General features: G+C 58.6%; 23 protein-coding genes, 1 tRNA gene and 1 pseudogene. 9 read left to right on the plus strand and 16 right to left on the minus strand.

Translation table 11 applies throughout. The features are described from left to right. Window positions 1-290: 290 nt before the first annotated feature. Window positions 291-839 (minus strand): cytochrome b, encoded by a 549-nt coding sequence (locus HKD24_RS04915; protein ID WP_194259261.1) that lies wholly within the window; start codon window positions 837-839, stop codon window positions 291-293. A gap of 144 nt (window positions 840-983) precedes the next feature. Between HKD24_RS04915 and HKD24_RS04920 the strand changes: the two genes are divergently transcribed. Further along, window positions 984-1,562 (plus strand): YqaA family protein, encoded by a 579-nt coding sequence (locus tag HKD24_RS04920; RefSeq protein ID WP_194259262.1) that lies wholly within the window; start codon window positions 984-986, stop codon window positions 1,560-1,562. 68 nt (window positions 1,563-1,630) lie between these two features. Here the strand turns inward: HKD24_RS04920 and HKD24_RS04925 are convergent, their stop codons facing one another. Both HKD24_RS04925 and HKD24_RS04930 read right to left on the minus strand, forming a co-directional pair. Then, entirely contained in the window at window positions 1,631-3,595 is a 1,965-nt protein-coding gene (locus HKD24_RS04925; protein WP_194259263.1) for a transglycosylase SLT domain-containing protein, read from the minus strand. A 181-nt stretch (window positions 3,596-3,776) separates the two neighbouring features. Then, on the minus strand, window positions 3,777-4,619 hold the full coding sequence (locus HKD24_RS04930) for a uracil-DNA glycosylase (protein WP_194259264.1): 843 nt from the start codon (window positions 4,617-4,619) through the stop codon (window positions 3,777-3,779). A 99-nt stretch (window positions 4,620-4,718) separates the two neighbouring features. Here HKD24_RS04930 and HKD24_RS04935 point away from each other — a divergent pair, with 99 nt between their 5' ends. Genes HKD24_RS04935 through HKD24_RS04945 form a run of 3 tightly spaced genes read left to right on the plus strand, consistent with a single transcriptional unit; the run spans window position 4,719 to window position 7,863 of the window. Then, complete coding sequence (locus HKD24_RS04935) at window positions 4,719-6,494, plus strand: tetratricopeptide repeat protein (RefSeq protein ID WP_194259265.1); 1,776 nt, start codon at window positions 4,719-4,721, stop codon at window positions 6,492-6,494. Between the two features lie 14 nt (window positions 6,495-6,508). After that, window positions 6,509-7,444 (plus strand): 4-(cytidine 5'-diphospho)-2-C-methyl-D-erythritol kinase, encoded by a 936-nt coding sequence (locus HKD24_RS04940; protein WP_407646351.1) that lies wholly within the window; start codon window positions 6,509-6,511, stop codon window positions 7,442-7,444. Window positions 7,445-7,482: 38 nt separating this feature from the next. Then, a complete protein-coding gene (locus HKD24_RS04945) occupies window positions 7,483-7,863 on the plus strand; it encodes a hypothetical protein (protein ID WP_194259308.1) in 381 nt (126 codons plus the stop codon). Window positions 7,864-7,881: 18 nt separating this feature from the next. Here HKD24_RS04945 and HKD24_RS04950 read toward each other — a convergent pair whose 3' ends face one another. The 11 genes and pseudogenes from HKD24_RS04950 to HKD24_RS04995 all read right to left on the minus strand — a co-directional run bounded on the left by HKD24_RS04950 (window position 7,882) and on the right by HKD24_RS04995 (window position 16,133). Further along, the gene (locus HKD24_RS04950) at window positions 7,882-8,172 is read right to left on the minus strand and encodes a hypothetical protein (RefSeq protein WP_194259267.1); all 291 of its coding nucleotides are present in this window, start codon (window positions 8,170-8,172) and stop codon (window positions 7,882-7,884) included. Between the two features lie 40 nt (window positions 8,173-8,212). Beyond that, window positions 8,213-8,608, minus strand: a complete 396-nt coding sequence (locus tag HKD24_RS04955; protein WP_194259268.1) for a response regulator — start codon at window positions 8,606-8,608, stop codon at window positions 8,213-8,215. Beyond that, window positions 8,605-9,654, minus strand: a complete 1,050-nt coding sequence (locus HKD24_RS04960; RefSeq protein WP_194259309.1) for a protein-glutamate methylesterase/protein-glutamine glutaminase — start codon at window positions 9,652-9,654, stop codon at window positions 8,605-8,607. Before HKD24_RS04960 ends, HKD24_RS04955 begins: the two co-directional genes overlap by 4 nt. Before the next feature lie 5 nt (window positions 9,655-9,659). After that, window positions 9,660-10,328, minus strand: a complete 669-nt coding sequence (locus tag HKD24_RS04965) for a CheR family methyltransferase (protein ID WP_322783277.1) — start codon at window positions 10,326-10,328, stop codon at window positions 9,660-9,662. 3 nt (window positions 10,329-10,331) lie between these two features. Continuing rightward, window positions 10,332-10,517 (minus strand): annotated as a pseudogene (locus HKD24_RS15555) (CheR family methyltransferase); the annotation flags it as partial. Then, window positions 10,514-10,936 (minus strand): chemotaxis protein CheW, encoded by a 423-nt coding sequence (locus tag HKD24_RS04970; RefSeq protein WP_194259270.1) that lies wholly within the window; start codon window positions 10,934-10,936, stop codon window positions 10,514-10,516. The pseudogene HKD24_RS15555 and the gene HKD24_RS04970, both read right to left, overlap by 4 nt. 2 nt (window positions 10,937-10,938) lie before the next feature. After that, window positions 10,939-12,990 (minus strand): chemotaxis protein CheA, encoded by a 2,052-nt coding sequence (locus HKD24_RS04975; RefSeq protein ID WP_194259271.1) that lies wholly within the window; start codon window positions 12,988-12,990, stop codon window positions 10,939-10,941. After that, window positions 12,987-13,346: a response regulator gene (locus HKD24_RS04980; RefSeq protein WP_194259272.1), complete on the minus strand. Its 360-nt coding sequence runs from the start codon at window positions 13,344-13,346 to the stop codon at window positions 12,987-12,989. The genes HKD24_RS04975 and HKD24_RS04980 overlap by 4 nt, the downstream gene beginning before the upstream one ends. After that, a complete protein-coding gene (locus HKD24_RS04985) occupies window positions 13,343-13,612 on the minus strand; it encodes an STAS domain-containing protein (RefSeq protein ID WP_194259273.1) in 270 nt (89 codons plus the stop codon). The genes HKD24_RS04980 and HKD24_RS04985 overlap by 4 nt, the downstream gene beginning before the upstream one ends. After that, window positions 13,612-15,087, minus strand: a complete 1,476-nt coding sequence (locus HKD24_RS04990) for a methyl-accepting chemotaxis protein (protein WP_194259274.1) — start codon at window positions 15,085-15,087, stop codon at window positions 13,612-13,614. The genes HKD24_RS04985 and HKD24_RS04990 overlap by 1 nt, the downstream gene beginning before the upstream one ends. A 116-nt stretch (window positions 15,088-15,203) precedes the next feature. Next, window positions 15,204-16,133, minus strand: coding sequence for a retroviral-like aspartic protease family protein (locus HKD24_RS04995; RefSeq protein WP_194259275.1), 930 nt, complete (start codon window positions 16,131-16,133; stop codon window positions 15,204-15,206). A gap of 198 nt (window positions 16,134-16,331) precedes the next feature. Between HKD24_RS04995 and HKD24_RS05000 the strand changes: the two genes are divergently transcribed. After that, window positions 16,332-16,408, plus strand: a tRNA-Asp gene (locus HKD24_RS05000). Between the two features lie 73 nt (window positions 16,409-16,481). Next, window positions 16,482-16,832, plus strand: a complete 351-nt coding sequence (locus HKD24_RS05005) for a DUF3147 family protein (protein ID WP_194259276.1) — start codon at window positions 16,482-16,484, stop codon at window positions 16,830-16,832. A 10-nt stretch (window positions 16,833-16,842) separates the two neighbouring features. Here HKD24_RS05005 and HKD24_RS05010 read toward each other — a convergent pair whose 3' ends face one another. Beyond that, window positions 16,843-17,613 (minus strand): ABC transporter ATP-binding protein, encoded by a 771-nt coding sequence (locus HKD24_RS05010; RefSeq protein ID WP_194259277.1) that lies wholly within the window; start codon window positions 17,611-17,613, stop codon window positions 16,843-16,845. A 4-nt stretch (window positions 17,614-17,617) separates the two neighbouring features. Further along, on the minus strand, window positions 17,618-18,457 hold the full coding sequence (locus tag HKD24_RS05015; protein WP_194259278.1) for an ABC transporter permease: 840 nt from the start codon (window positions 18,455-18,457) through the stop codon (window positions 17,618-17,620). A gap of 132 nt (window positions 18,458-18,589) precedes the next feature. On the opposite strand from HKD24_RS05015, the gene queE reads away from it, so the two are divergent. From queE to HKD24_RS05030, 3 genes are read left to right on the plus strand one after another with little or no spacing between them, the layout of a single operon-like run. Further along, complete coding sequence (gene queE, locus HKD24_RS05020) at window positions 18,590-19,231, plus strand: 7-carboxy-7-deazaguanine synthase (RefSeq protein ID WP_194259279.1); 642 nt, start codon at window positions 18,590-18,592, stop codon at window positions 19,229-19,231. 2 nt (window positions 19,232-19,233) lie between these two features. Then, a complete protein-coding gene (gene queC, locus HKD24_RS05025) occupies window positions 19,234-19,959 on the plus strand; it encodes a 7-cyano-7-deazaguanine synthase QueC (RefSeq protein WP_194259280.1) in 726 nt (241 codons plus the stop codon). Further along, complete coding sequence (locus HKD24_RS05030; protein WP_194259281.1) at window positions 19,956-20,483, plus strand: 6-carboxytetrahydropterin synthase; 528 nt, start codon at window positions 19,956-19,958, stop codon at window positions 20,481-20,483. The genes queC and HKD24_RS05030 overlap by 4 nt, the downstream gene beginning before the upstream one ends.

A 20,483-nucleotide genomic window follows, 5' to 3' on the forward strand; every position in this document is an offset into this window, starting at 1 on the left:
TGTTAAAGAGGTCACCAGATCTGTCGATGACCCAACAAAATCAGGTCAAACCCGATGATGGAATTTTCGTTGGCGGTTCTGGCTGCGGTTTCAGTTCTTCTATTTGTTTATATCATATTTAATCATAGAAATATTTTCATTTATAAACACATATCAGGGAATATAATCCTGTTATTATTTATAATTATTCTATTTCTAATCATATTTTATGCTTTTTATATAATTTGCCTGCTCATTTTCATAATCCAATAGAACACGATCAAATTACAGCACACTCTATGGATCAGGATTCAGAGCATCCGGTCCATGATGCTGTCCTTGCGACCATAGCGATGAAGCAGCGCGGCAATCACATGCCCGGCGATCAGCACCCCCAGAACCCATGACGAGAACTGGTGCAGCACATTCACCAGCGGCACGAAAACCGGTGCCTTATGCGCCAGAGGCGGCAGATTGACGACCCACATCATCGGGATCGGCAGACCATGAACTGAACTCCGCACCCATCCTGTTAACGGCACGACCAGCATCATCGCATACAGTCCGAAATGCCCAACCTGAACCGCCAGACGCTCTTCTTCAGGGATCTCCGCCGACATAACAGGGGGGCGATACGTCGCCCGCCAGACAAGCCGTAGGACGGTGAGGACGATGATGAAAGGTCCGATTTCCTTGTGGATCAGCAGCAGGAACGCCTTCTGCGGCGTCGCCGCATGCGGCATGATCCGTCCCACATAAAACCCGAGAAGCCACAGCGGAATGATGATCGCCGCCATGCTCCAGTGAAACATCCTGGCCACAAGGGAATAACGCTGGAACGGCGGAAGGATCTTGTCCATGAAACGGCAGCACTCCGGAAGAACGGTTCCGCTTTCTATAACCCGTTCCCTGGCCCGAACACACGTTGCGCAGGGTTACGGATTTTCAAGCGTGAGCAGGACGGCTAGGACAGCCTGTACGCCCTCACAGGACACCCGACCGCCATGCTGACACTGCTGTACACGCGCATTACCGAACTCGCCGCGTCTCCGCGCGCCGTCTGGTGGCTGGTCATTGTCGCGATGGCAGAGGCCTCGGTCTTTCCGCTGCCAGTGGACCTGATGCTCGTCCCCATGCTGCTCGCCAACCGTGAACGGGCCTGGTTTCTGGCTTTCGTGTGTACGCTGGCCAGTGTCGCGGGCGGGTTGATCGGTTGGATTCTTGGCGCGTTCCTCATGGAGCATATCGGCATGCCGATCGCGCATTTCTATCATGCTGATCAGCGCATCCTGAACCTTGAGGCCATGTTCCGCCATTACGGCGTGTGGATCATCCTCGCCAAGGGCCTGACCCCGCTCCCCTATAAGTTCGTCACCTTGGCTGCCGGGGCCGCCCATTTCTCGCTGCTGCCCTTCATCGCGGCCAGTATCGTCACCCGCGGCGCCCGCTTCTTTCTCGAAGCCGCCCTGCTCCGCACGTTCGGTGAACCCATCCGCGATTTCATCGAGAAGCGTCTGGCTCTGGTCCTTCTGGGCGCTCTCCTCCTGATCGCAGGCGGCATCGCCCTGATCGAGTTTCTCTGAGAGGCCAGCACATAAAAAAAAGCCCGGCGTGAGTGCCGGGCTTTTTTTATGCAATCAGGTCGAAAGACTCAGTTCAGTGCCATCCGCTCATGCGCCATGGCCTGCTCTTCTCCAAAAGACGGCCATTCGGAGCGTGTCAGCGCCTTCAGCGACGGCGAAGGCAGACCCATGCGATGCGCATAAAGCCAGGTGTAGGTCAGGGCACGATGGACATAATCGCGCGTCTCACCACTAGGGAGCGTTTCCATGAAGAACAGCGGATCATGCATGTCCGCTTTCTGCGCGCCTTCCCAACGCGCAATCGCGCCCGGGCCGGCATTATAGGACGCCAGAACCCGAACCAGATCTCCGCCTTCGGGTGGGGCAACCGTCGCAACCCGGCTCGACTGGTTCGCCAGATACAGCACGTAAAGCTGTCCGATCTCCAGATTGGAGGACGGATTGTGCAGCCGGCTGACCATATCCGGCGCAACAGGGATTACCGCCACACCATGCGCGTCATAGGTCATGTGCGACGTGGTCACGAAGCTGGCCGTGACAGGACGGATCTGCATGAGACCATGCGCCCCCGCACCTGACGTCGCCGACGGGTCGAAATTGGATTCAACCCGCGTCAGGGCATAGACCAGCGCCGGATTCATCCGGAAGCCATGGCTGGGCTTCAGGGACGGCAGGGGAAGCGGCGACGGCTTCGTCACCTGCGCTTCCTGATGCATGATGAGAGAGGCGAGTTGTTCGGACAGATCCTCATAACCCGCTGCCTGCGCCACAAGCTGCAGCGAACGCGACTGTGCACTATCCGCTGCAACATCCATCCACATGCGCCGGATCAGGTTTTCGGCCCGCATCCGCTCACCGACCTGCAGCAGTGCAAAAAGCTGACGGCCCTGCGGAAGGGCGCTCACAGCCTCGACATCGATTTCCGCAAGAACGGGCACCGGATCGTGCAGCGTGACTTCCACGCCCCCGTCCGGCAGACGCGCATGACCGTGCCGTCCAAGTTCAAGCGTCTGGGATGCCAGAATGCCGTAGAATGTCTCGTGATGAATGGCCGCGCGATGCAGCCACTTCACATAGCCCGTCATGTCATGACGCCGACCTTCGGCACGCGCCGCCCAGAACGCAGCCGCGGCACGGACCTCAACCACCGTAATAGGGGCATTCGCCGCAGACTGGAACAGATCATAGGCCGCTTCGATATGGCCTTCACGCCAGGCCGCAAGCCCGGCCACGTAAGCCGGAAGCCCGACCTGGCTCTTGCCACGGCCAAATCCCGCACTGCCCTGTCGCAGAGCCAGGAGGGTCTCCCCCTGTGATAGCAGGCCCAGCGCGACCTCACCGTAAAGCTGGGCCGCATAAGGCGCTGTCATTCCTGGCGTAATGTCCACGAGATGCAGCGCACTTTCCGCACCGCGCACACCTGTCAGCACCCGCTCCTGAACCGTCCGGTCCAGCAGCGGATTGCGTGCAAAGGCATGCATCAGCGGATCGGCCGGTGCAGACGTTCCCTTCACATCATCAGCACGCGCATCGGGTGCGAGCGGGTGAATGAAGGACTGCGGCTGTACGGTCCCGGGAAGCGCAACCTTCAGAAGCAGTGCCTGAATGTTCGCAGCGTCAGGCTGCGAAGCATAATCATGAAGCCATTCGCGGAGCTGTTCTGCTGCCGGATGGGCACCCGGCGCCAGATAACGCTCGGCCAGCACATCCGGCAGCAGGACATGATCCGTCACCAGACGCATCTGGTCCTGAACAATACGGGCATTACCTTCCCGCTGGGCCTGGAAGATCAGCCGGTAGCGGCTGGCCATGGCCGCAGTGAGCGGATGGGGCAGCGAGACGACGCCATCGCCACCAAGGGCGGGACGGGCTTCGGCAAAAGCGGTTTCATCCCCCACCCGCTCCGGCTGGGGAGGGAGGTTTCGTGTGCTTTCCGCACGCGCCGGAGACAGCGAGCCACCGGCCAGAATCAGCACACTGACGAGCAGAGCCCGTGCGGTACTGCCTGAAATGAAAGGGGATATCCTTCGCATAGCAGCGGGTTGCTACCCGCTTTGCCTGCCGTTGGCAAGAACTTGTTAAGTTCCCCACATCCTTGGACTGGGCAATGATATAACCCAACCCCAAAACAATCCAGTGGCAAACACCTGTCTTCGCGCGTTTTTTACGTTTTCTCGAAGTTTTTTAACGCCAGGATTTGTACCCGTCTGGTCCTCATTCTCCCGGATGCAGTTTCTCCATCAAAATCAGGAGATCCTGCCAGGCATTCCGCCGTGCAGCCGCACTTGCGCGCAGCTGAAGCGGATGCCGCATCGGCAGGAGCGGTACCGGAGTCGCAAGCCCGGGAACCGGAACCTCCGTCCACTTCCCCCGCAGCCGTCCGACAGCCGCATCGGGCCCCAGCAGCATCTTCAGCGGCGTCACCCCCATCGTCACCAGATAGCGCGGCCGACACAGGGCAATTGTCCGCAGCAGGAGCGGATGACAGGCCTGCATCTCCGCATCACTTGGCGTGCGCCCCCCTGGAGGACGCCATGGCAGGGCTGGCGCCATCGAAATCTCCTCCCGCTCCATCCCGACCGAACGCAGCATCTTCTCCAGCAGCGTGCCCGCTTCACCGGCAAAAAGCGTCCCCGAACGGTCTTCGTCCGCATCCGGAGCCTCCCCGATCAGCATGAAAGGCGCGTTCTCCACAAAAACCGGCTCCAGCCGATGCGTCGCGGTCCGGGCCAGAAACAGATCGTCAGGTGCCGCGGTCAGTCGCATCAGCGTCGGCAGATCAGGCGCTTCCTCCACCGCACGCAGACTGGCCACCGATGTCGATGCGCCTCCCGTTCTCGCCACGGCCGCACGCCCGGCACCCTGCCCCGCAGACACATCCTGCGCGCCCCGGGCCGACGCTTCCTGTGCACTGCCCATACGTGGAGGCAATTGCGGCGGCGCCTCGGAAAGGCGGTCCACCGGCAGTTCGCACAGAGCCTCGTCGGCTCCCCATTCATACTGTAGCTGGAGCGCGGCCAGCAGTTCGGCCCGGCTCACGACTGGCTGGGGCGTCATGGTCTATCCGTTCTGGTTGCCTCCCGCCCCTCTACCACAGGACCCCGAACGGGATGCCGGTTGGCGTGGGGGGCCAAGAGGGCTAGAGTTTCCTCCATTATGCAGATCACACGCGGCTGGCCCAGATCATTCGAGGATTTTTCCCGTCCGCTCCGTCTGGCGCTTCCCGCTCTTGCGCTGGGCAGCTGCCTGACGGGGACCGCGATGGCCGCCGTTCCGCCTGCCCTGCTGCCAGCCGTCAATCCGGAACACTCCCTGACCGGCTGGATGATGGCCGCCACCGTCATGATGGAGCGCGGCGACATCCCGGCCGCCAATCTGGCCCTCTCCCACGCCCTGCCGCTCGCCCCGCACAATCTTCGGTTGCAGCAGGACGCATTGCGTTACGCCGCGATGGCCGGCCAGCAGACCGAAGCCGTCAAACTGGCCAACGCACTCCCGGACCACGACTCCGGCAGTGACATCGGCACGCTCATTCTCGCGCAGGACGCCTTCTCCCGGCAGGACTGGGCCGAGATGCGCCGCATCCTGACCCGCAGCCCCCATCACGGTCCCCTCGTCGCGATCTCGGCCCCTGCTCTCATGGCCTGGAGCCTCGCGGCCGAAGGGCATACCGACAAGGCTCTGAACCTGCTTGCGCAGGCCGCCGCCCAGCCCGCGACCCGCAGACTCTATCTTCTGCACGCCGCCATGGTCGCCGAGCATCTCCCCACGCCCCGCCTCGCGGGGCAGCTCTATCACCGCACGGGAAACGCGTCCGGCGACCCACTGACGCTCCAGATCCTGTACGCGCAGCTCTATGGAGGCTGGCTTGAGCGACACGGCCACCACAAGGAGGCCAGTGACACCATCGCCGCTCTTGGCGTGACGTCGCCGCTGGCATCCCTCGTCATCGGTCCGCTCCAGCAGGCCCTGCCACACTTCAAGGCTCCCACCCCGGCCCTTGGCGGCGCCATTCTCAACCTGCAGATCGCCCTGATGGTCACCGACGCCATCCAGCAGAACGGCATCCCCCGGGACCCGGCCATCATCGCCCTGCAACAGGCCATTTTTCTTGACCCCGGCCTGACAATCGCGCGCATCTTCCTGGCCGACACCTTCCGCGAAGCCAACCAGATCAACAGCGGCCTCAAGGAACTGGACGGCATCACGGCTTCCGACCCCCTCGCTGCCCTGGCCGCGCAGGAACGGGTCAACCTTGCCCTGCGCTCAGGCGATCTGGAGCGGGAAGCCGACGCCCTGCACCGCGCCCTGACCCTGCGCCCGGACAATCCCGAGTTCCTGATCCAGCTCGCCGAGGTCGAAGACCAGCGCGGCAGACATGCCGAGGCCATCGACCTCTATACCCGCGCGCTCAAGGCCTCCCCGCCCCGCAAGGAAGTCCTGTGGCCCATCCTGCTGGGCCGTGCGATGGCTGCGGAAGAGAGCGGCAACTGGGCGATGGTACAGGATGACATGAAGCATGCGCTCGAGCTTGCCCCGGACCAGCCCGAAGTTCTCAATTTCGTCGGCTATGCCAATATCGAGCATGACGCCGATCAGGCGAACGCCCTCGCCATGCTCAAGAAGGCCGTCGATCTCCAGCCCGCTGACGCCTCAATTCAGGACAGCTACGCCTGGGCTCTGCTGAAATACCGCGCAGACCTCAAGACCGCACTGCCCATCCTTGTGCAGGCTGCCGAACACGCCCCTACCGACGCCGAGATCGGCTACCATCTTGGCGTTGCCTACTGGTATCTCGGGCGGCATACCGAAGCACAGGACCAGTGGAACCAGGCTCTCGACGACAGTCCCCAGCCGCAGGACCGTGCCCTCCTGATGCAGGCGCTCCAGAACGGCGGCCCCCATCTCGCAGCTTTCGAACAGAAACAATGACCTTTTCAGAGACGATGCCCAGCACTGCTTCCACCCAGACCACGGCACAGGCCACAGCCCACGCCAAGATCAATCTGTTCCTGCACATCACCGGCCGCCGTGACGACGGTTACCATCTGCTCGACAGTCTTGCCGTCTTCGCAGGCGCAGCCGACCGCGTCACGCTGGCCGGCCCCAGCGACACGATGTCGCTTACGATCAACGGACCATTCGGACAGGGTCTGGAAGCAGACGACCAGAACCTCGTTCTCCGCGCCGCCCGCGCCCTTCAGGCCCAGGCTGGCACATCGTTCAATGGACTGACGGAAAACTTCCGGCTGGAACTGGAGAAAAACCTTCCTGTTTCTTCCGGGATCGGCGGCGGCTCGGCCGATGCTGCTGCGACGCTGCGTCTGCTGGCCCGGGAATGGAATGTCGATCAGGCGACACTTTTTCCGATTGCTGAAAAGCTGGGGGCCGACGTTCCCGTCTGCGTCGCCCAACACGCAACCCGCATGCAGGGTATCGGCGAAATCCTCGCCCCTGCCCCGATCCTGCCCGATGCTGGTCTGCTGCTGGTCAATCCCGGCATCGGCGTCTCGACCCCGGATGTCTTCCGGGCCTTTGCCGCAGGCGGCGGCATTGTCGAACGTCCCGAGGCGTTCCTGCCGGAACGCTGGACCACCGCGCAGGACATGGTCGCCGATCTGAACGCCACCACGAACGATCTGCAGGCTCCGGCGTTATCCCAGTGCCCCGTGATCGGCACGGTCCTGGCTTCGATCGCAAGCCTGCCCGACTGTCTGCTCAGCCGCATGAGCGGTTCTGGCGCTACGTGCTTCGGCATCTACCCGAACCCGGAAAGCGCCGTTAACGCTGCCCATATCCTGAACGACCAGAGCGCACGTCTGGGTTGGTGGACATGGGCGGGCGGTTTCTACCACACTGGATCTTCCACCTGGTCACAATGAAACGCCGCAGGGAGTCAAACACCATGGCAGCTCCACGCATGCAGGTCACACGCGCAGAAGACGGAAAGACAGTTGCCCTGACCTTTCTCGAAGGCAGTGGCGTCTCGGGCAGCATTTCGCTTGATGAAGCCCAACTGTCCCAGCTGATCACCAGTCTCGGCCTGGCCCATGCCAGCCTCGTCGAAAAGCGTCCGCCTCCACCGATTGAGGGCGCACGCTTCACCCCTGTCTATACGACGAACTGGGCCCTGCAGATCGATGCCCTGACCGAAGGCTCCATGCTGGCCTTCCAGCATCCGGCCTATGGACCGGTCGGCGTCGTGTTCGGCCCGCAAGATGTCGAGCAGATCATTCGCGGCCTGCAGAAACAGCGCACCATGATCCGCTCCAATCCCCACGACGCCAGCCAGCCAAGCTGACGGTGCTGCTCTGTCCCATCAGAACAGCTCAATATCTCCCGGTTCAATACAGGATCGGGAGGCCTGAGCCAGCAGGCGCTCACGCACATCTCCCAGCACCAGTCGCTCCACGATACTCCGCCCAATCTGCACATCTTTCAGGCTGTTTTCGAGACTTAATCTCTCGCAGCACTGCGCAAGCTGCTCCAGAACCTGCGTGATCCTGTCAAAATCCTGAAGATCCGATACGCCCTCAGCCGGCAACGCCTCCAGACAGGCCACCTCAAGCCGACGCAGGTCCTGAAGACTCACAGCAAGCTGCGTACCCATCCCGTCCAGAACCTGATGCAAAGAAACAGTGTCTGATCCATCATGCACTGCAGATAGGCCCGAAAACGGCTTCAATGCGGGATTTGAGCGAGCTGGCCGTGAAAGGCTTGGCAAGGAAATTGTTTACCCCTTCCGCGATCGCCTGCTGCACCAGATCCTTGCTAGCCTGCCCGGTCAGCATGATGAAACCCGTTTTTGCAGTGCGCGGATTGCCCCTGACCGCCTTGAGCAGTTCAAGCCCATCCATATCCGGCATGTTGAAATCGGAAATGATCAGATGCACCGAGTTGCTCTTGAGATGCTCCAGAGCCTCGACCCCGTTCCGGACCCCGGCAATCTGGGCAAAGCCAATCTGGACAAGTGTATTCCGCAGGATCGAGCGAATGGATGTCTGATCATCGACAAGAAGGACAGACATGGAAGATGCGGAAATCATGGATACGTCTCCAGAGAACGGCGTTCACAACGATTGAGAATGGCCTGGCCAATGGCGGAAAGGGGAAGCTGCGTCTCTACCGCACCCAGTTCGAACGCAGCGCGTGGCATGCCGTAGATAACCGAACTGGCCCGGTCCTGACCGATCGTGGACGCACCGGCATGTCGCATGGCCAGAAGCCCCTGCGCGCCATCACATTCCATCCCCGTCAGGATCACTCCCACAGCATTCTTTCCGACCGTCTTGGCCAGAGAATAAAACAGTTCGTCTACTGAGGGCCGATGGCCATTGACGGGAGGCCCGGCAATCAGCTGGCAGACATACTCTCCGCGCCGGGCATCAGCCCTGACACGCAGATGGCGTTCTCCGCCTGATGCGACATAAACCGTACCCGGCTTCAGAACATCACCGTCTTCAGCCAGCCTGACTTCGGGCTTTACGATCCGGTTCAGACGACGGGCAAAGCTCTCCGAGAACTGTTTGGGCATATGTTGCACGATGACCGTCGCCGGGCAGTCTGTGGGAAAATGCTCGAGCACCTCCGTCAGAGCCTCCACCCCTCCGGTCGACGCCCCAATCCCGACAACAACACCCGTTTTCGGAGCTGCGATAGTCTTATCCGCCGAGCTTACTGTTGATGCCGGAGGCAGCGTTTTCGTCTCTGCGGCCCGGACGATCGCATCGCCCAGTCCGGCAAACGGATCCGCCCCACCCTCAGGCGCCGCTTTCGAATACCATTCGGCCGCTCCCATGCGGAGCGCCTGCTCAACCAGCCCCTTGTGGCTGGCCAGATGCCCCGACACCATCACTACCGGCATTGGACGAAGCCTCATGATCTTCTCAAGAAACTGAAGCCCGTTCATGGATGGCATTTCGAAATCGAGCGTGAGCACATCCGGGTTCAGCCGTACGATGAGATCCCGCGCCTCAAAAGGCGTACTGGCCGTTCCCACGACCTTGAGCCTGCCATCGCGCTTGAGTGCAGCCGTAATCAGGGCTCGTGTGGTCAGCGAGTCATCAACCACAACGACAGTAAAAGGCGTCATTTCGCTCAAGACACAGCCTCCCCGAACGAGGCCTTGCGATAGGCATTGTAGCCGATGCTTTCCAGCCCGAACCGCTCGGGATGCGCGATACGCTCTGAATGCCCCAGATAAAGCTCTCCGCCTGGGAAAATCCGTTCGGCAAGATTGCGCCAGAGTCTGTCCTGCGTTTCGCGATCAAAATAGATTGCGACGTTCCGACAGAAAATGGCATGGAAACGGGAGGAAAACGGCCAGGGCTCAACCAGATTGAGCCGTCGGAAACGGATCATGTTCCGAAGTTTTTCAGACATAACGACCCGGTCTCCCTCAAGCCGACAGAATGCCTGCCCCCCTTCCTCAAACAGAGCCTCGGCTTCTACGGAAGCATACTGACCCGCTCTGGCCTGATTCAGTATATCGGCATCAATATCCGTCGCCAGAATCTTCGCCCGCAGATCTGGGATAATGGACAGACATTTCATGACGGTCATGGCGATCGAATAGGCTTCTTCCCCACTCGAGCACGCTGCCGACCAGATCCTGAGTTCTTCGCCACGTTCAATGCGACGATAGAATTTCTGACGGAGCAGATGCTCCAGATACGCAAAATGATGTTTTTCGCGATAAAAACTGGTGACATTCGTCGTCAGTGCCGAAACCAGATGCTGACGTTCATCGACGCCCGCATCACTCACCAAAAAAGCACAATACGCGTCAAAAGAGCCAAATCCCTCCTGTCGGACCCGACGGGAAATCCGAGAGTAAACCAGGCTCTTTTTCTTTTCTGACAGGGCAATTCCGGCGTAGCTCTTCGCAATTCCTACAATGATCTGGAAGTTTTCATCTGAAATCGCATCTGCCTCCGGTGCACTGATCACCGTCACTGCAGGCTTCCTTCAAACAGCGAAGAGACGTTTACGGAAAAAATCATGCGATCGCCCAGAGACTGTATTCCGTTTGAAAAGTATTTCAGATTGTCACTGGATAGTTCTGGCAAAGATTTAAACTCTGCCTCATCAACATCGGAGATATCCGTTACATTCGTAACTGAAAATCCAATAATCTTGGTTTCGTTTTTCAGAAAGATAATGGCTTTCTTCTCGCGCGCCTCTTCAGCAACACCCATCATCTGTGCCATGTCTACAAGTGGAATCACCGCCCCCCGGACATTGACCACGCCTTCGACAAATGACGGCGCCGCTGGAAAAGGCGTAGCCTTCGCCCATTCCTTGATTTCTTTCACAGCAGAAATCTGAACGGAAAATTCCTGATCACCCAAAGAAAAAACCAGAGCCTTTTCCATGATTATACTTTCTCCTCCAACAAACTTTCTCTTTTCTTCAGAAGCTCGCCAAAGAGAAATTCGACATCGAGAATAAACGCCACATTCCCGTCCCCAAGAATTGTTGCCGTCGAAAAACAGGCAATCTTTCTGTAGTTCTCTTCAAGATTTTTAACGACAAATCTTGAATGATCTATGATCTTGTCGACAATAAAGGCCATTTTTTCGTCGTTTTCGTTCTCGATAACGAAGCAAATTTTCTGACTTTTCCCGTCAGGAACCGAACCAAGAATTTCCGCGGCATAAATGACGGACAGATAGCCATCCCGATAAGGATATCCGTACTTGCCTTCTCCGATATGGAAAGCTTTCCTGGTATCGTAAATTATGGTTTCCGAAACATTATTTACTGGAACAACAAAGTCCTGCCCCTCTGCTTTGAAAATAATTCCTTCAATGACGGATAGCGTAAAAGGCAGGGAAATCGAAAAAGTTGTTCCTTTACCTTTTGAGGAAATAATGAAAACGCGTCCATTGATCTGCTGGAGACTCTGTTTGACGACATCCATCCCCACGCCCCGGCCCGAGACGTCCGTAACTTCCGCAACAGTCGAAAAACCAGGTTCGAAAATCAGGGAATAGATCTCCTCGCGATCCAGCCTCTGACCTTTTTCAATGATTTTCTTTTCAACAGCTTTTTCATAAATCCTGTCAGGGTCCAGACCGGCACCATCGTCCTGGATTTCTACAATAATCCGTCCTGAACGCTGAAAAGCCCGAAGTCTCAGCAGGCCTTCCTGGTCCTTTCCGGCCTGGGACCTGATCTCTGCGTTCTCGATGCCATGGTCAATGGCATTACGAACCATATGGGTCAGAGGATCAGACAGCTTTTCGAGAATGGAGCGATCAACTTCAGTGTCTTCACCTTCCAGTACAAGCCGAACCTGCTTTCCCGTCAGTCTGGCTGTCTCCCGCACGACCCGGCCAAGCTTCTGGAATACCGTCTTGATTGGATAGGCCCGCATCGTGATGACATTTTCCTGCAGTTCATGAATGAGCTGCTCCTGTGCCGTCACCACATTTCCCAGAATTGAATCGCCTAGGATTTTATTGCGCCGCATCTGTGACTGAATGGCACCCTGGTTAATTACCAGCTCTCCAATCAGGTCGACCAGTTTGTCGATCCGCCGAATATCAACCCGGACGGTTGCAGAGTCCCTGCGTTCAACGGGATTTTTTACTTGCGGGGCTGGTTTCTCTTCAACCGGCACAGGACACGGCGTCGCAATAACTTCGGTCTCGGCATGATCGGGCAGCGAGGTAATAACCGCATGAATATCATCACCAGACCACTCAAAGATCTCTTCGAGATTCGCGCGCGGTTCTGCGGTTACAAGCAGAATCTGCCATGTCAGATAGCTCTGACAGGGTGAAATATCATTGATGACAGGGACATTGTCGATATCAACCGTAACCTGGCTTTGCCCCATCCCTTCCAGAGCGATCAGGATATTCCGGATATCATCGCCGCGCTCATAAAGCTGCGGCGATACGGTCATGACGATCGAATATTGACATTCTTTCGGCTCATCAATCTCGATTTTGACCGGAGCGAATGACAATCCGAAAATATCGTCCATTTCGACATCTTCGGATTTCGGCTGGATAACGGGCGCTTCCGAATGAAGATACTGCTCAAGTTCGGCAGTCGTCTCGGGGTCAACGTCGTAGCTGCAAGCACCGTTTTTGAATGCGGCCACAATATCGAACAGCACATCCTTGCATTTAAGGAAGGTCGTGACGCTGTCCGCATTGACAGAACATGCGCCAGATCTGAACCGGTCGAGCACGCTTTCGAAAAGGTGGGAAAATTTGACCAGATCTTCCATTCCAAAGGCTGCGGCGCCGCCTTTGATGGAATGAACACATCGGAAGATCGTATTGATCTTCTCTCCATTCTCCGGTTCGTCCCCAAGCGTCGTCAGTTCTTCTTCGAGAAGGGCAAGCTGCTCATCACATTCATCGAAAAAGATCTGCCGGATCGCATCCATGTCATCGGTGAAATCTGCGCTCATGAACTGACGCGCCTCACCGCGGCAAGAAGCTTGGGGCCATCAAATGGCTTTACAATCCATCCAGTCGCGCCGGCTTCCCGTGCGGCCCGACGAAGCTGTTCCCCTGATTCGGTCGTCAGGAAAATAATTGGAACGTATTTTGTTTCTGGTCGCGCACGCAGGGCCTTTGTCAGCTCCAGTCCGTCCATACGCGGCATGTTCAGATCTGTTATGATGACAGCCGGCAAAAAACCGCTGATCTTTTCGAGAGCATCAATGCCGTCCTCTGACGTTTCTACGTCATAACCGTCCCTGCGAAGCTCCCGACTGACGAGATCCCGCATGGTTCGGGAATCATCAACAACCAGAATATTCATGCTTTTTCTCCTGCACTCAGGAAAAAATCTCCTCCCATGACCCGAAGACTCTCTCTCATCGCATCGGAAACATTTCTGATTTCAAAACAGGCGTCCTGCTGTTGTGCCGTACGGTAGGCCGAAATCAGGAGCTGGAAGCAGAGACCGCCCACCCGAACCACACGACTTCCATCGAGGCAGAAATCTTTCTCCTCATTCCTGAGGAGCTCAGCAAAAGTGTTGGCGTAACTGGTATCCAGCATTTCAGGCAAACTCAGAACGCTCATCAGCGAAACTCCTCCCATCCTTCATCCGAAGTCTGAAAGGAACTGTCTCCCCATTGCGAAGACGGAGGCTCTGCCTCTGATGATTCGCTGTCGAAAGACAGCTCACTTTCATGCTGGCTTCCCTGCAGATGGAACCACTGCAGGCTGCCCACGAGTTCTCTGGCTTCAGCGCTCAGATTATGACTGGCCGCCGTCGCCTCCTCCACCATTGCCGCATTCTGCTGGGTGTTCTGGTCCATCTGACTGACCGCAACACTGATTTCCGACAGATCATTGGCCTGACTGCGCGCCGCCGTCGCAATTTCGCCGATCAGAACGCTGATTTCACTGACGTTTTCCACAATGGATTTCATCGCCACCCCCGTCTCTTCGACCAGGGAACTGCCACGGCTGACCTGCTGCGTGCTTGAGGTGATCAGTCCTTTGATCTCCTTGGCAGCATCCGCCGAGCGCTGGGCAAGAGCGCGGACTTCGGCGGCCACGACAGCAAATCCCTTGCCTGCATCCCCCGCCCGGGCGGCCTCTACACCCGCATTCAGCGCGAGGAGATTGGTCTGGAATGCGATATCGTCGATCAGTCCCAGAATCTGCGCGATATGTATCGAAGACTGCTGGATATCCTGCATGGCTGCTGTGGCAGCCATCATGACTTCCCCTGAACGCTCGGCCCGATCGCGCGTCTGGCTTGCTACTTCGCTCGCATGAACGGAGGCCGCTGCAGTCTTGCGAACAGTCTCCGTGACATTCCCGACCGAGACTGTGGTTTCTTCGAGCCGGGCGACCTGAAGTTCCGTCCGGCGCGCCAGATCATCTGCGGCAGATGCAATTTCGGCAGATCCGGAAGAAATGGTCGAAATGCTGTCATTCAGCGAGACCATGACCTTCTGCAGCGTTGAGGCCGTGTCATTGAAATCTTCCCGCAGCCGCTCATACCGAGCCGGGAGAGCCTCTTCGAGACGAAAACCCAGTTCGCCATCGCGAAGACTGGTCATGGCGTTTCCCAGAACACCAATCACCCGTTCATGCTCGGCAGCTTCATCCTGCGCCGACTGCCGGGCTTCCTCAGCCTCGATCCGGGCGGCTGCCAGAGCAGACTGTGCCTGGGACGCCAACACTTCACTCCGCTCGGAATTCGTACGCGCTTCGCCCAGCATGACCTGCAACCGGATGAGCCCGGCTTCCTGAACATTGCGCGGCAGTGTCCCCTCGGCAGCAAGTTGCCTTACAGCGCCGATCAGATCGTCCCCACGGGTCACCACGTGAAAATAGGCGACGACCACAGCGACAAGAAACAGGCCCATGATCGCGATTTCAGGAAAAACCGAATGCCGGACGCCTTCGACATGCACGCCGCTCGCCGCCAGTTCCCACCCTGTCCCGCAGACACAGAGCAGCACAGGCACAGCAAATGCCATCAGCAGCCGCCTGCGCAGAAAGGAACTCCTCTGCATGGGAACGTAGCGTATGTCGGACATGCCAGACCGCCTCCAGAAACTCAGATCACACCGCGGCAGCCACATGCGGCCGGCCAGATGCTTTCCTTCCTAGAGAACAGTTGATTGAAACTCCGTTAATGCCCGTTCACACAGTTTCAGGGAGATGATGCGGGAATATCCACATCATGCTGGACGAACATGCGGTTGCCTTCGCGTGGAACCCAGATTCGGTAGTGTTTCAGAACATCCGCTCCCAGCAGGGCATCCGTATCAGGAATATCGCCACCAACCTTCAGCACGACATCCTGAAAAGTGATGTCGCCCAACTGAAGGGTCTCGAAGGGATGCCTGTAATTTTTGACCGGATCGCGCGTCAGCCCATAACCGATCGTCACCGGATCCTTCTCCAGCATGGCACGCGTCACGCCCGCAGCCCGGGCTGCATCACGACTGATCAGGGTAGTCGCGGCTCCCGTATCCAGATCCGCTTCTGTAACATGCCCGTTCAGCCGGATATCCACGGTGGTCTTGTGACCTCCATTATAGGGATGGCCAATCGGAACTGCATGAATACGCCCTGTCCATCCCGGCGTCGGCGTGTCGCAGTCTTCCGTCTCGACCAGGCGCACCCGATGGTTCGGCATGTCCACAATCGTATCATAACGTCCCAGGAAATCGCGTCCGAACAGCCCCACGATCGGAAGACCGGCAATCCGCCCGGTAAACTTTCCAACCCCTGCCACAGCGATATTCAGGGCCTTGGAGCTTCCCATATCCAGTGTGTCGATCGTTACGATACGGCCGTAGTCCTCGCCTCCCACACCGCGCACGAACAGGGATCTCCCTGTATCATTCAGACCAAGGGGCTCGATGAAACTCTGACCAATTGTCGTGGAGAATGCGCCCGTATCGATGATCAGCGCGACAGGATGGCCATTGATCGAGGCCCGGACGATCGGACTCCCCCAGTCATTCAGAACAGGCATGTCGCCACTTACGATCAGTTTGCACTGACGCGGCCCGCTTTCACACCCGGCAAGCAGCGCGCCCATGACCAGCAGTGCCCCCAATCGTCCCAGTCTCATACCAGATCCCCTGTATCGTTCTGTTACAAGGGACACGGTCACGGGAGAGCCGGCAAGGCAGTTTTTTCGACCTTCAGCGCTTTTTTTCCAAATCCCCTATTGCCACCCCACGGGCAGGCTGATACATCACCGCCACCGACCGAGAGGAAGCCAAACAGCTTCTGAACGGAAGGCCCCAGGATGCTGAAAAGCAGCCTTGCGGGTGTAGCTCAGTTGGTTAGAGCGCCGGCCTGTCACGCCGGAGGTCGCGGGTTCGAGCCCCGTCACTCGCGCCACTCCCCTTGAGGAGTTGGCCACTTTTTCCCAGAAAACAATTTCCGAAAACGACTGCTTACCCTAGGTAAGCATATGGTTTTCTTCATTCTGAAATGTCTGATTTCCGGACTTCTGATCGCAGCAGCTTCAGGCGTTGCCCGCCGCTATCCCGCAGCCGGGGCCCTGATTGCGTCCCTGCCTCTGGTCTCGGTCCTGGGTATGATCTGGCTCTGGATGGAAAAACCTGACCGCCTCATCATGAGCCGACACGCGGAAGCGACCTTCTGGTACGTGCTTCCATCCCTTCCGATGTTTCTGCTGATCCCGCGCCTGCTCCGTGCAGGACTGCCTTTCTGGCTGGCCCTGACAACGGGCTGTGCCCTGACGATCATCCTGTATCTTTGCACGAACTGGGCCCTGACCCGTTTTGGTTCAGGCGGCTGACACCTGAAAATCAGCCAGCTTCTTCCAGATAGAGGTCCAGAACCTCATCCGGTGTGCCATCCATCCGGATCTGTCCGTTCTCAAGCCAGATCACGCGTGTACACCACTGACGCATGATTTTGGGCTGATGAGTCGAGAGCACCAGGATTTCAGCCTGCTCGACAAGTTCCTCCAGCCGCGCCTTGGCCTTGTTCATGAAGACCCCGTCGCCCGCCAGAAACCACTCATCCATCAGCAGGATCTGCGGAGAGGATGCCGTCGCAAGTCCGAACGCCAGACGCACGCTCATGCCCGCACTGTAAACCTTGACCGGCATGTCCATATACGGCCCAAGCTCGGCAAAATCCTGCACATCCTGCTCGATCCGGTCGATCTGCTGCCGCGACAGCCCTTCATACCGTCCCTTAAGGCGGATATTCTCACGTCCGGTCAGTTCCGGGTTCATGCCCAGACTGCTGTCCAGCAGGGTCCGCATCGTTCCCCTGAGCCGGACCTGCCCGGCGACAGGCTCATATATTCCCGCCAGCGCCCGCAGAAGTGTCGTCTTGCCGGCACCATTGCTGCCGATCAGCCCCAGCCGTTCGCCCGAATGCAGTATGAAACTGATCTCCCGCAGCACACTGACAATCGTGCGCTCCCGCATGTCGTGCATCAGATGGGCCGAGGGCGAAGACGGTGCAAACCGGGCCACCGTCTTACCGACCTGCCGCTTCAGGGAGCGGCTCTGGCCATGATACAGCGGAAAATCAATACAGAGACGGTCAACAACAATACCGGGCATGACGTCAGATCCAGTAAGGAATACGCGAACGCATCCGGCAGAACAGGATGGCCGCCAGAAGCCACAGAAGCGCACTGTGCCCGAGAGCGGCCTCCCAGATCACCGGGTCCACCGTCTGCCCCAGAAGAGGCGCGCGGACGATTTCGAGAAGCGGATAGAACGGATCGAGCAGCAGATATTTCCGCCCGGTCGTGATCAGTTCCGGCTTCCAGATGATCGGCGTAACAAAGAAGAAGATCTGCATCAGGGACGCCACGATTGGAGCAATGTCCCGAAAGCGTGCCCCCAGCATCCCGATCAGCAGGATGACGCAGAAACTGTCCACGATCCAGACTGGCAGGCTGAACAGCAGGCTCCAGATTCCATGCGGCAAGACGCGGAAAATCGCAAACACCACAACGACAACGACCATGTTGTGAAGCAGGACCAGCAGATTCCTGACGATCACCTGCATCACGGGCAGGCTGACGGGAATCCGCATTGAATGAAACAGGGACGTATTCTGCGTAAAAACCGTTCCGGCATCATTGACGACCGTCCCGCCATATCCCCACAGCACGAGAGAGAGCGACAGGAAAGGCAGATAGGCTTTCAGATCCGTATGAAACAGATAGCCATAAACCACGCCCATCGCACCAATCATCACGGCCGTGGACAGCGTCAGCCACAGCGGCCCCAGAATGGAGCCGCGATACCGCATCTTGATGTCCAGCCAGCCGAGCGTCACGGCAAGCGGCAGCAGTTGCAGACCCGCCTTCAGATCACTCCAGGCGGCGCGGACAAGCCCCCAGCCCCGAAGGGGCTCAAGCGTCAGAACAGGAGAACGGGCATTCATGTCTTCCATGCGCTCTCCCTACCATGAAAGCGCGTCCTGCCCATCCCCCCGCCGCCGAAACATCCCTCTTGCAGTGTTGCATCGAGCCGGGTTGATGATTTCCCTTGCATCCGGCGCCAACCTCGCCGACATGCTGCGGTCATGTCATATGCTGTGAAGGAAATGTTCGTGACCCTCCAGGGCGAGGGTGCACAGACAGGCCGCGCGTCGGTGTTCTGCCGCTTTGCCGGCTGCAACCTGTGGTCGGGCCGCGAGCAGGATCGTGCCACGGCCGCCTGCACGTTCTGTGATACCGATTTCATCGGCACGGACGGCGAAGGTGGCGGCCGTTTCGAGACGGCCGATGCTCTGGCCTCCACCATCGAGGCCTGCTGGACCGGTACGGCCGATGACAGCGGCCGGCGCTATGTCGTCTTCACCGGCGGCGAACCCCTGCTCCAGCTCGATGACGCCCTGATCACTGCTGTAAAGGCCCGCGGCTTCGAGATTGCGGTGGAAACCAACGGCACCATCGCGGCCCCCGCGGGAATCGACTGGATCTGTGTCAGCCCCAAGCCGGGCGGCGCACTCGTCCAGACCGAAGGCGCGGAACTCAAGCTGGTCTATCCCCAGCCCGAACTGCCGCCCGAACTCTTCGAGCAGTTCGCGTTCCGCCATTTCTGGCTCCAGCCGATGGACGGCCCTGACCGCATCGCCAACACACAGGCCGCCGTGGCCTACTGCCTGCGCCATCCGCGCTGGCGCCTGTCGCTCCAGACCCACAAGCTGATCGGAATCCCCTGACCATGACCATCAGCAGCAACACTGCTCTTGTCCTGTTCTCCGGCGGTCAGGATTCCGCGACCTGCCTCGCCTGGGCCCTCTCCCGCTTCGATCGCGTCGAGACTGTTGGCTACGCCTATGGACAGCGCCACGCCATCGAACTCGAATGCCGCGAGACTTTGCGGAACGAGATGGCCGCCTTTTCACCGGACTGGAAAGCACGTCTTGGCGAGGATCATACGATCGATCTCGCCTCCCTCGGCGCCCTGTCCGAAACGGCCCTGACCCGCGAAGCCGAGATCGGTCTGAGCGAAAACGGTCTGCCCAACACTTTCGTGCCGGGCCGCAACATCATCTTCCTGACCTTCGCAGCCGCCCTCGCCGTCCGCCGCAATGCGCGGCACATCGTCACCGGCGTCTGCGAAACCGATTATTCCGGCTATCCCGACTGCCGGGACGACACGATCAAGGCGCTTCAGGTCGCCCTGAATCTCGGCATGGACCAGCGCTTCGTCCTGCACACACCCCTGATGTGGATCGACAAGGCCCAGACATGGGATCTGACCGAAGACCTCGGCGGCCAGAAGCTCGTGGACGTCATCAACCGCGACAGTCATTCCTGCTATATGGGCGATCGCACGCACCGGCATGACTGGGGCTATGGCTGCGGCACCTGTCCGGCCTGCAATCTGCGTGCCGAGGGCTGGCGCCGTTATCAGCAGAGCCGCTCTGAGGGAGGCGCCGCATGACCGCCGAACTCGTCTTCACCCGTCGCTTCTGCATGGGTCACAGACTCATTACGGGTGCCAGCGAACGCTGCGCCATCCCGCACGGCCATAATGAATATGTCCGCGTAACCCTTCGTCCGGCCAAACAGGCCCGGCTGGACGGCCATGCGAACATGATCCTGCCCTTTGCCGAAGCCAAGACGCGCTGGCACCATTTCGTGGATAACAGCCTCGATCACGCGCTCCAGCTCTCGGAAACCGATCCGCTGCTTGCATGGTTCCGCGCCAATGAACCCGAACGCGCTAGCCGGATCGTCGTCACGCCCGGTGATCCGACAACCGAGCTTATGGCCGCCCTCATGCTCGCCAAGCTGACCGCCATCCTTACGGATCAGGGCGACATTCTGCGCGTGCACGAGATCGAACTGGAAGAAACGCCCACCAACACTGTGCGCCTCGGCGGCAACCCGCAGCATTATCTGCCCTCCGTGTCCCGCGCGCCAGAACAGTGCTGGTGGAACCGGCCGGACGTCAGCATTTCCTGA

The organism is Gluconobacter vitians (assembly GCF_015244565.1).
Classification (GTDB): Bacteria; Pseudomonadota; Alphaproteobacteria; order Acetobacterales; family Acetobacteraceae; genus Gluconobacter; species Gluconobacter vitians.

What these genes read in the sequence shown, in the direction of transcription:
- HKD24_RS04915 (WP_194259261.1), bottom strand. Translation starts at nt 839, where the DNA reads ATGGACAAGATCCTTCCGCCGTTCCAGCGTTATTCCCTTGTGGCCAGG.
- HKD24_RS04920 (WP_194259262.1), top strand. Translation starts at nt 984, where the DNA reads ATGCTGACACTGCTGTACACGCGCATTACCGAACTCGCCGCGTCTCCG.
- HKD24_RS04925 (WP_194259263.1), bottom strand. Translation starts at nt 3,595, where the DNA reads ATGCGAAGGATATCCCCTTTCATTTCAGGCAGTACCGCACGGGCTCTG.
- HKD24_RS04930 (WP_194259264.1), bottom strand. Translation starts at nt 4,619, where the DNA reads ATGACGCCCCAGCCAGTCGTGAGCCGGGCCGAACTGCTGGCCGCGCTC.
- HKD24_RS04935 (WP_194259265.1), top strand. Translation starts at nt 4,719, where the DNA reads ATGCAGATCACACGCGGCTGGCCCAGATCATTCGAGGATTTTTCCCGT.
- HKD24_RS04940 (WP_407646351.1), top strand. Translation starts at nt 6,509, where the DNA reads ATGCCCAGCACTGCTTCCACCCAGACCACGGCACAGGCCACAGCCCAC.
- HKD24_RS04945 (WP_194259308.1), top strand. Translation starts at nt 7,483, where the DNA reads ATGCAGGTCACACGCGCAGAAGACGGAAAGACAGTTGCCCTGACCTTT.
- HKD24_RS04950 (WP_194259267.1), bottom strand. Translation starts at nt 8,172, where the DNA reads ATGGGTACGCAGCTTGCTGTGAGTCTTCAGGACCTGCGTCGGCTTGAG.
- HKD24_RS04955 (WP_194259268.1), bottom strand. Translation starts at nt 8,608, where the DNA reads ATGATTTCCGCATCTTCCATGTCTGTCCTTCTTGTCGATGATCAGACA.
- HKD24_RS04960 (WP_194259309.1), bottom strand. Translation starts at nt 9,654, where the DNA reads ATGACGCCTTTTACTGTCGTTGTGGTTGATGACTCGCTGACCACACGA.
- HKD24_RS04970 (WP_194259270.1), bottom strand. Translation starts at nt 10,936, where the DNA reads ATGGAAAAGGCTCTGGTTTTTTCTTTGGGTGATCAGGAATTTTCCGTT.
- HKD24_RS04975 (WP_194259271.1), bottom strand. Translation starts at nt 12,990, where the DNA reads ATGAGCGCAGATTTCACCGATGACATGGATGCGATCCGGCAGATCTTT.
- HKD24_RS04980 (WP_194259272.1), bottom strand. Translation starts at nt 13,346, where the DNA reads ATGAATATTCTGGTTGTTGATGATTCCCGAACCATGCGGGATCTCGTC.
- HKD24_RS04985 (WP_194259273.1), bottom strand. Translation starts at nt 13,612, where the DNA reads ATGAGCGTTCTGAGTTTGCCTGAAATGCTGGATACCAGTTACGCCAAC.
- HKD24_RS04990 (WP_194259274.1), bottom strand. Translation starts at nt 15,087, where the DNA reads ATGTCCGACATACGCTACGTTCCCATGCAGAGGAGTTCCTTTCTGCGC.
- HKD24_RS04995 (WP_194259275.1), bottom strand. Translation starts at nt 16,133, where the DNA reads ATGAGACTGGGACGATTGGGGGCACTGCTGGTCATGGGCGCGCTGCTT.
- HKD24_RS05005 (WP_194259276.1), top strand. Translation starts at nt 16,482, where the DNA reads ATGGTTTTCTTCATTCTGAAATGTCTGATTTCCGGACTTCTGATCGCA.
- HKD24_RS05010 (WP_194259277.1), bottom strand. Translation starts at nt 17,613, where the DNA reads ATGCCCGGTATTGTTGTTGACCGTCTCTGTATTGATTTTCCGCTGTAT.
- HKD24_RS05015 (WP_194259278.1), bottom strand. Translation starts at nt 18,457, where the DNA reads ATGGAAGACATGAATGCCCGTTCTCCTGTTCTGACGCTTGAGCCCCTT.
- queE (WP_194259279.1), top strand. Translation starts at nt 18,590, where the DNA reads ATGTCATATGCTGTGAAGGAAATGTTCGTGACCCTCCAGGGCGAGGGT.
- queC (WP_194259280.1), top strand. Translation starts at nt 19,234, where the DNA reads ATGACCATCAGCAGCAACACTGCTCTTGTCCTGTTCTCCGGCGGTCAG.
- HKD24_RS05030 (WP_194259281.1), top strand. Translation starts at nt 19,956, where the DNA reads ATGACCGCCGAACTCGTCTTCACCCGTCGCTTCTGCATGGGTCACAGA.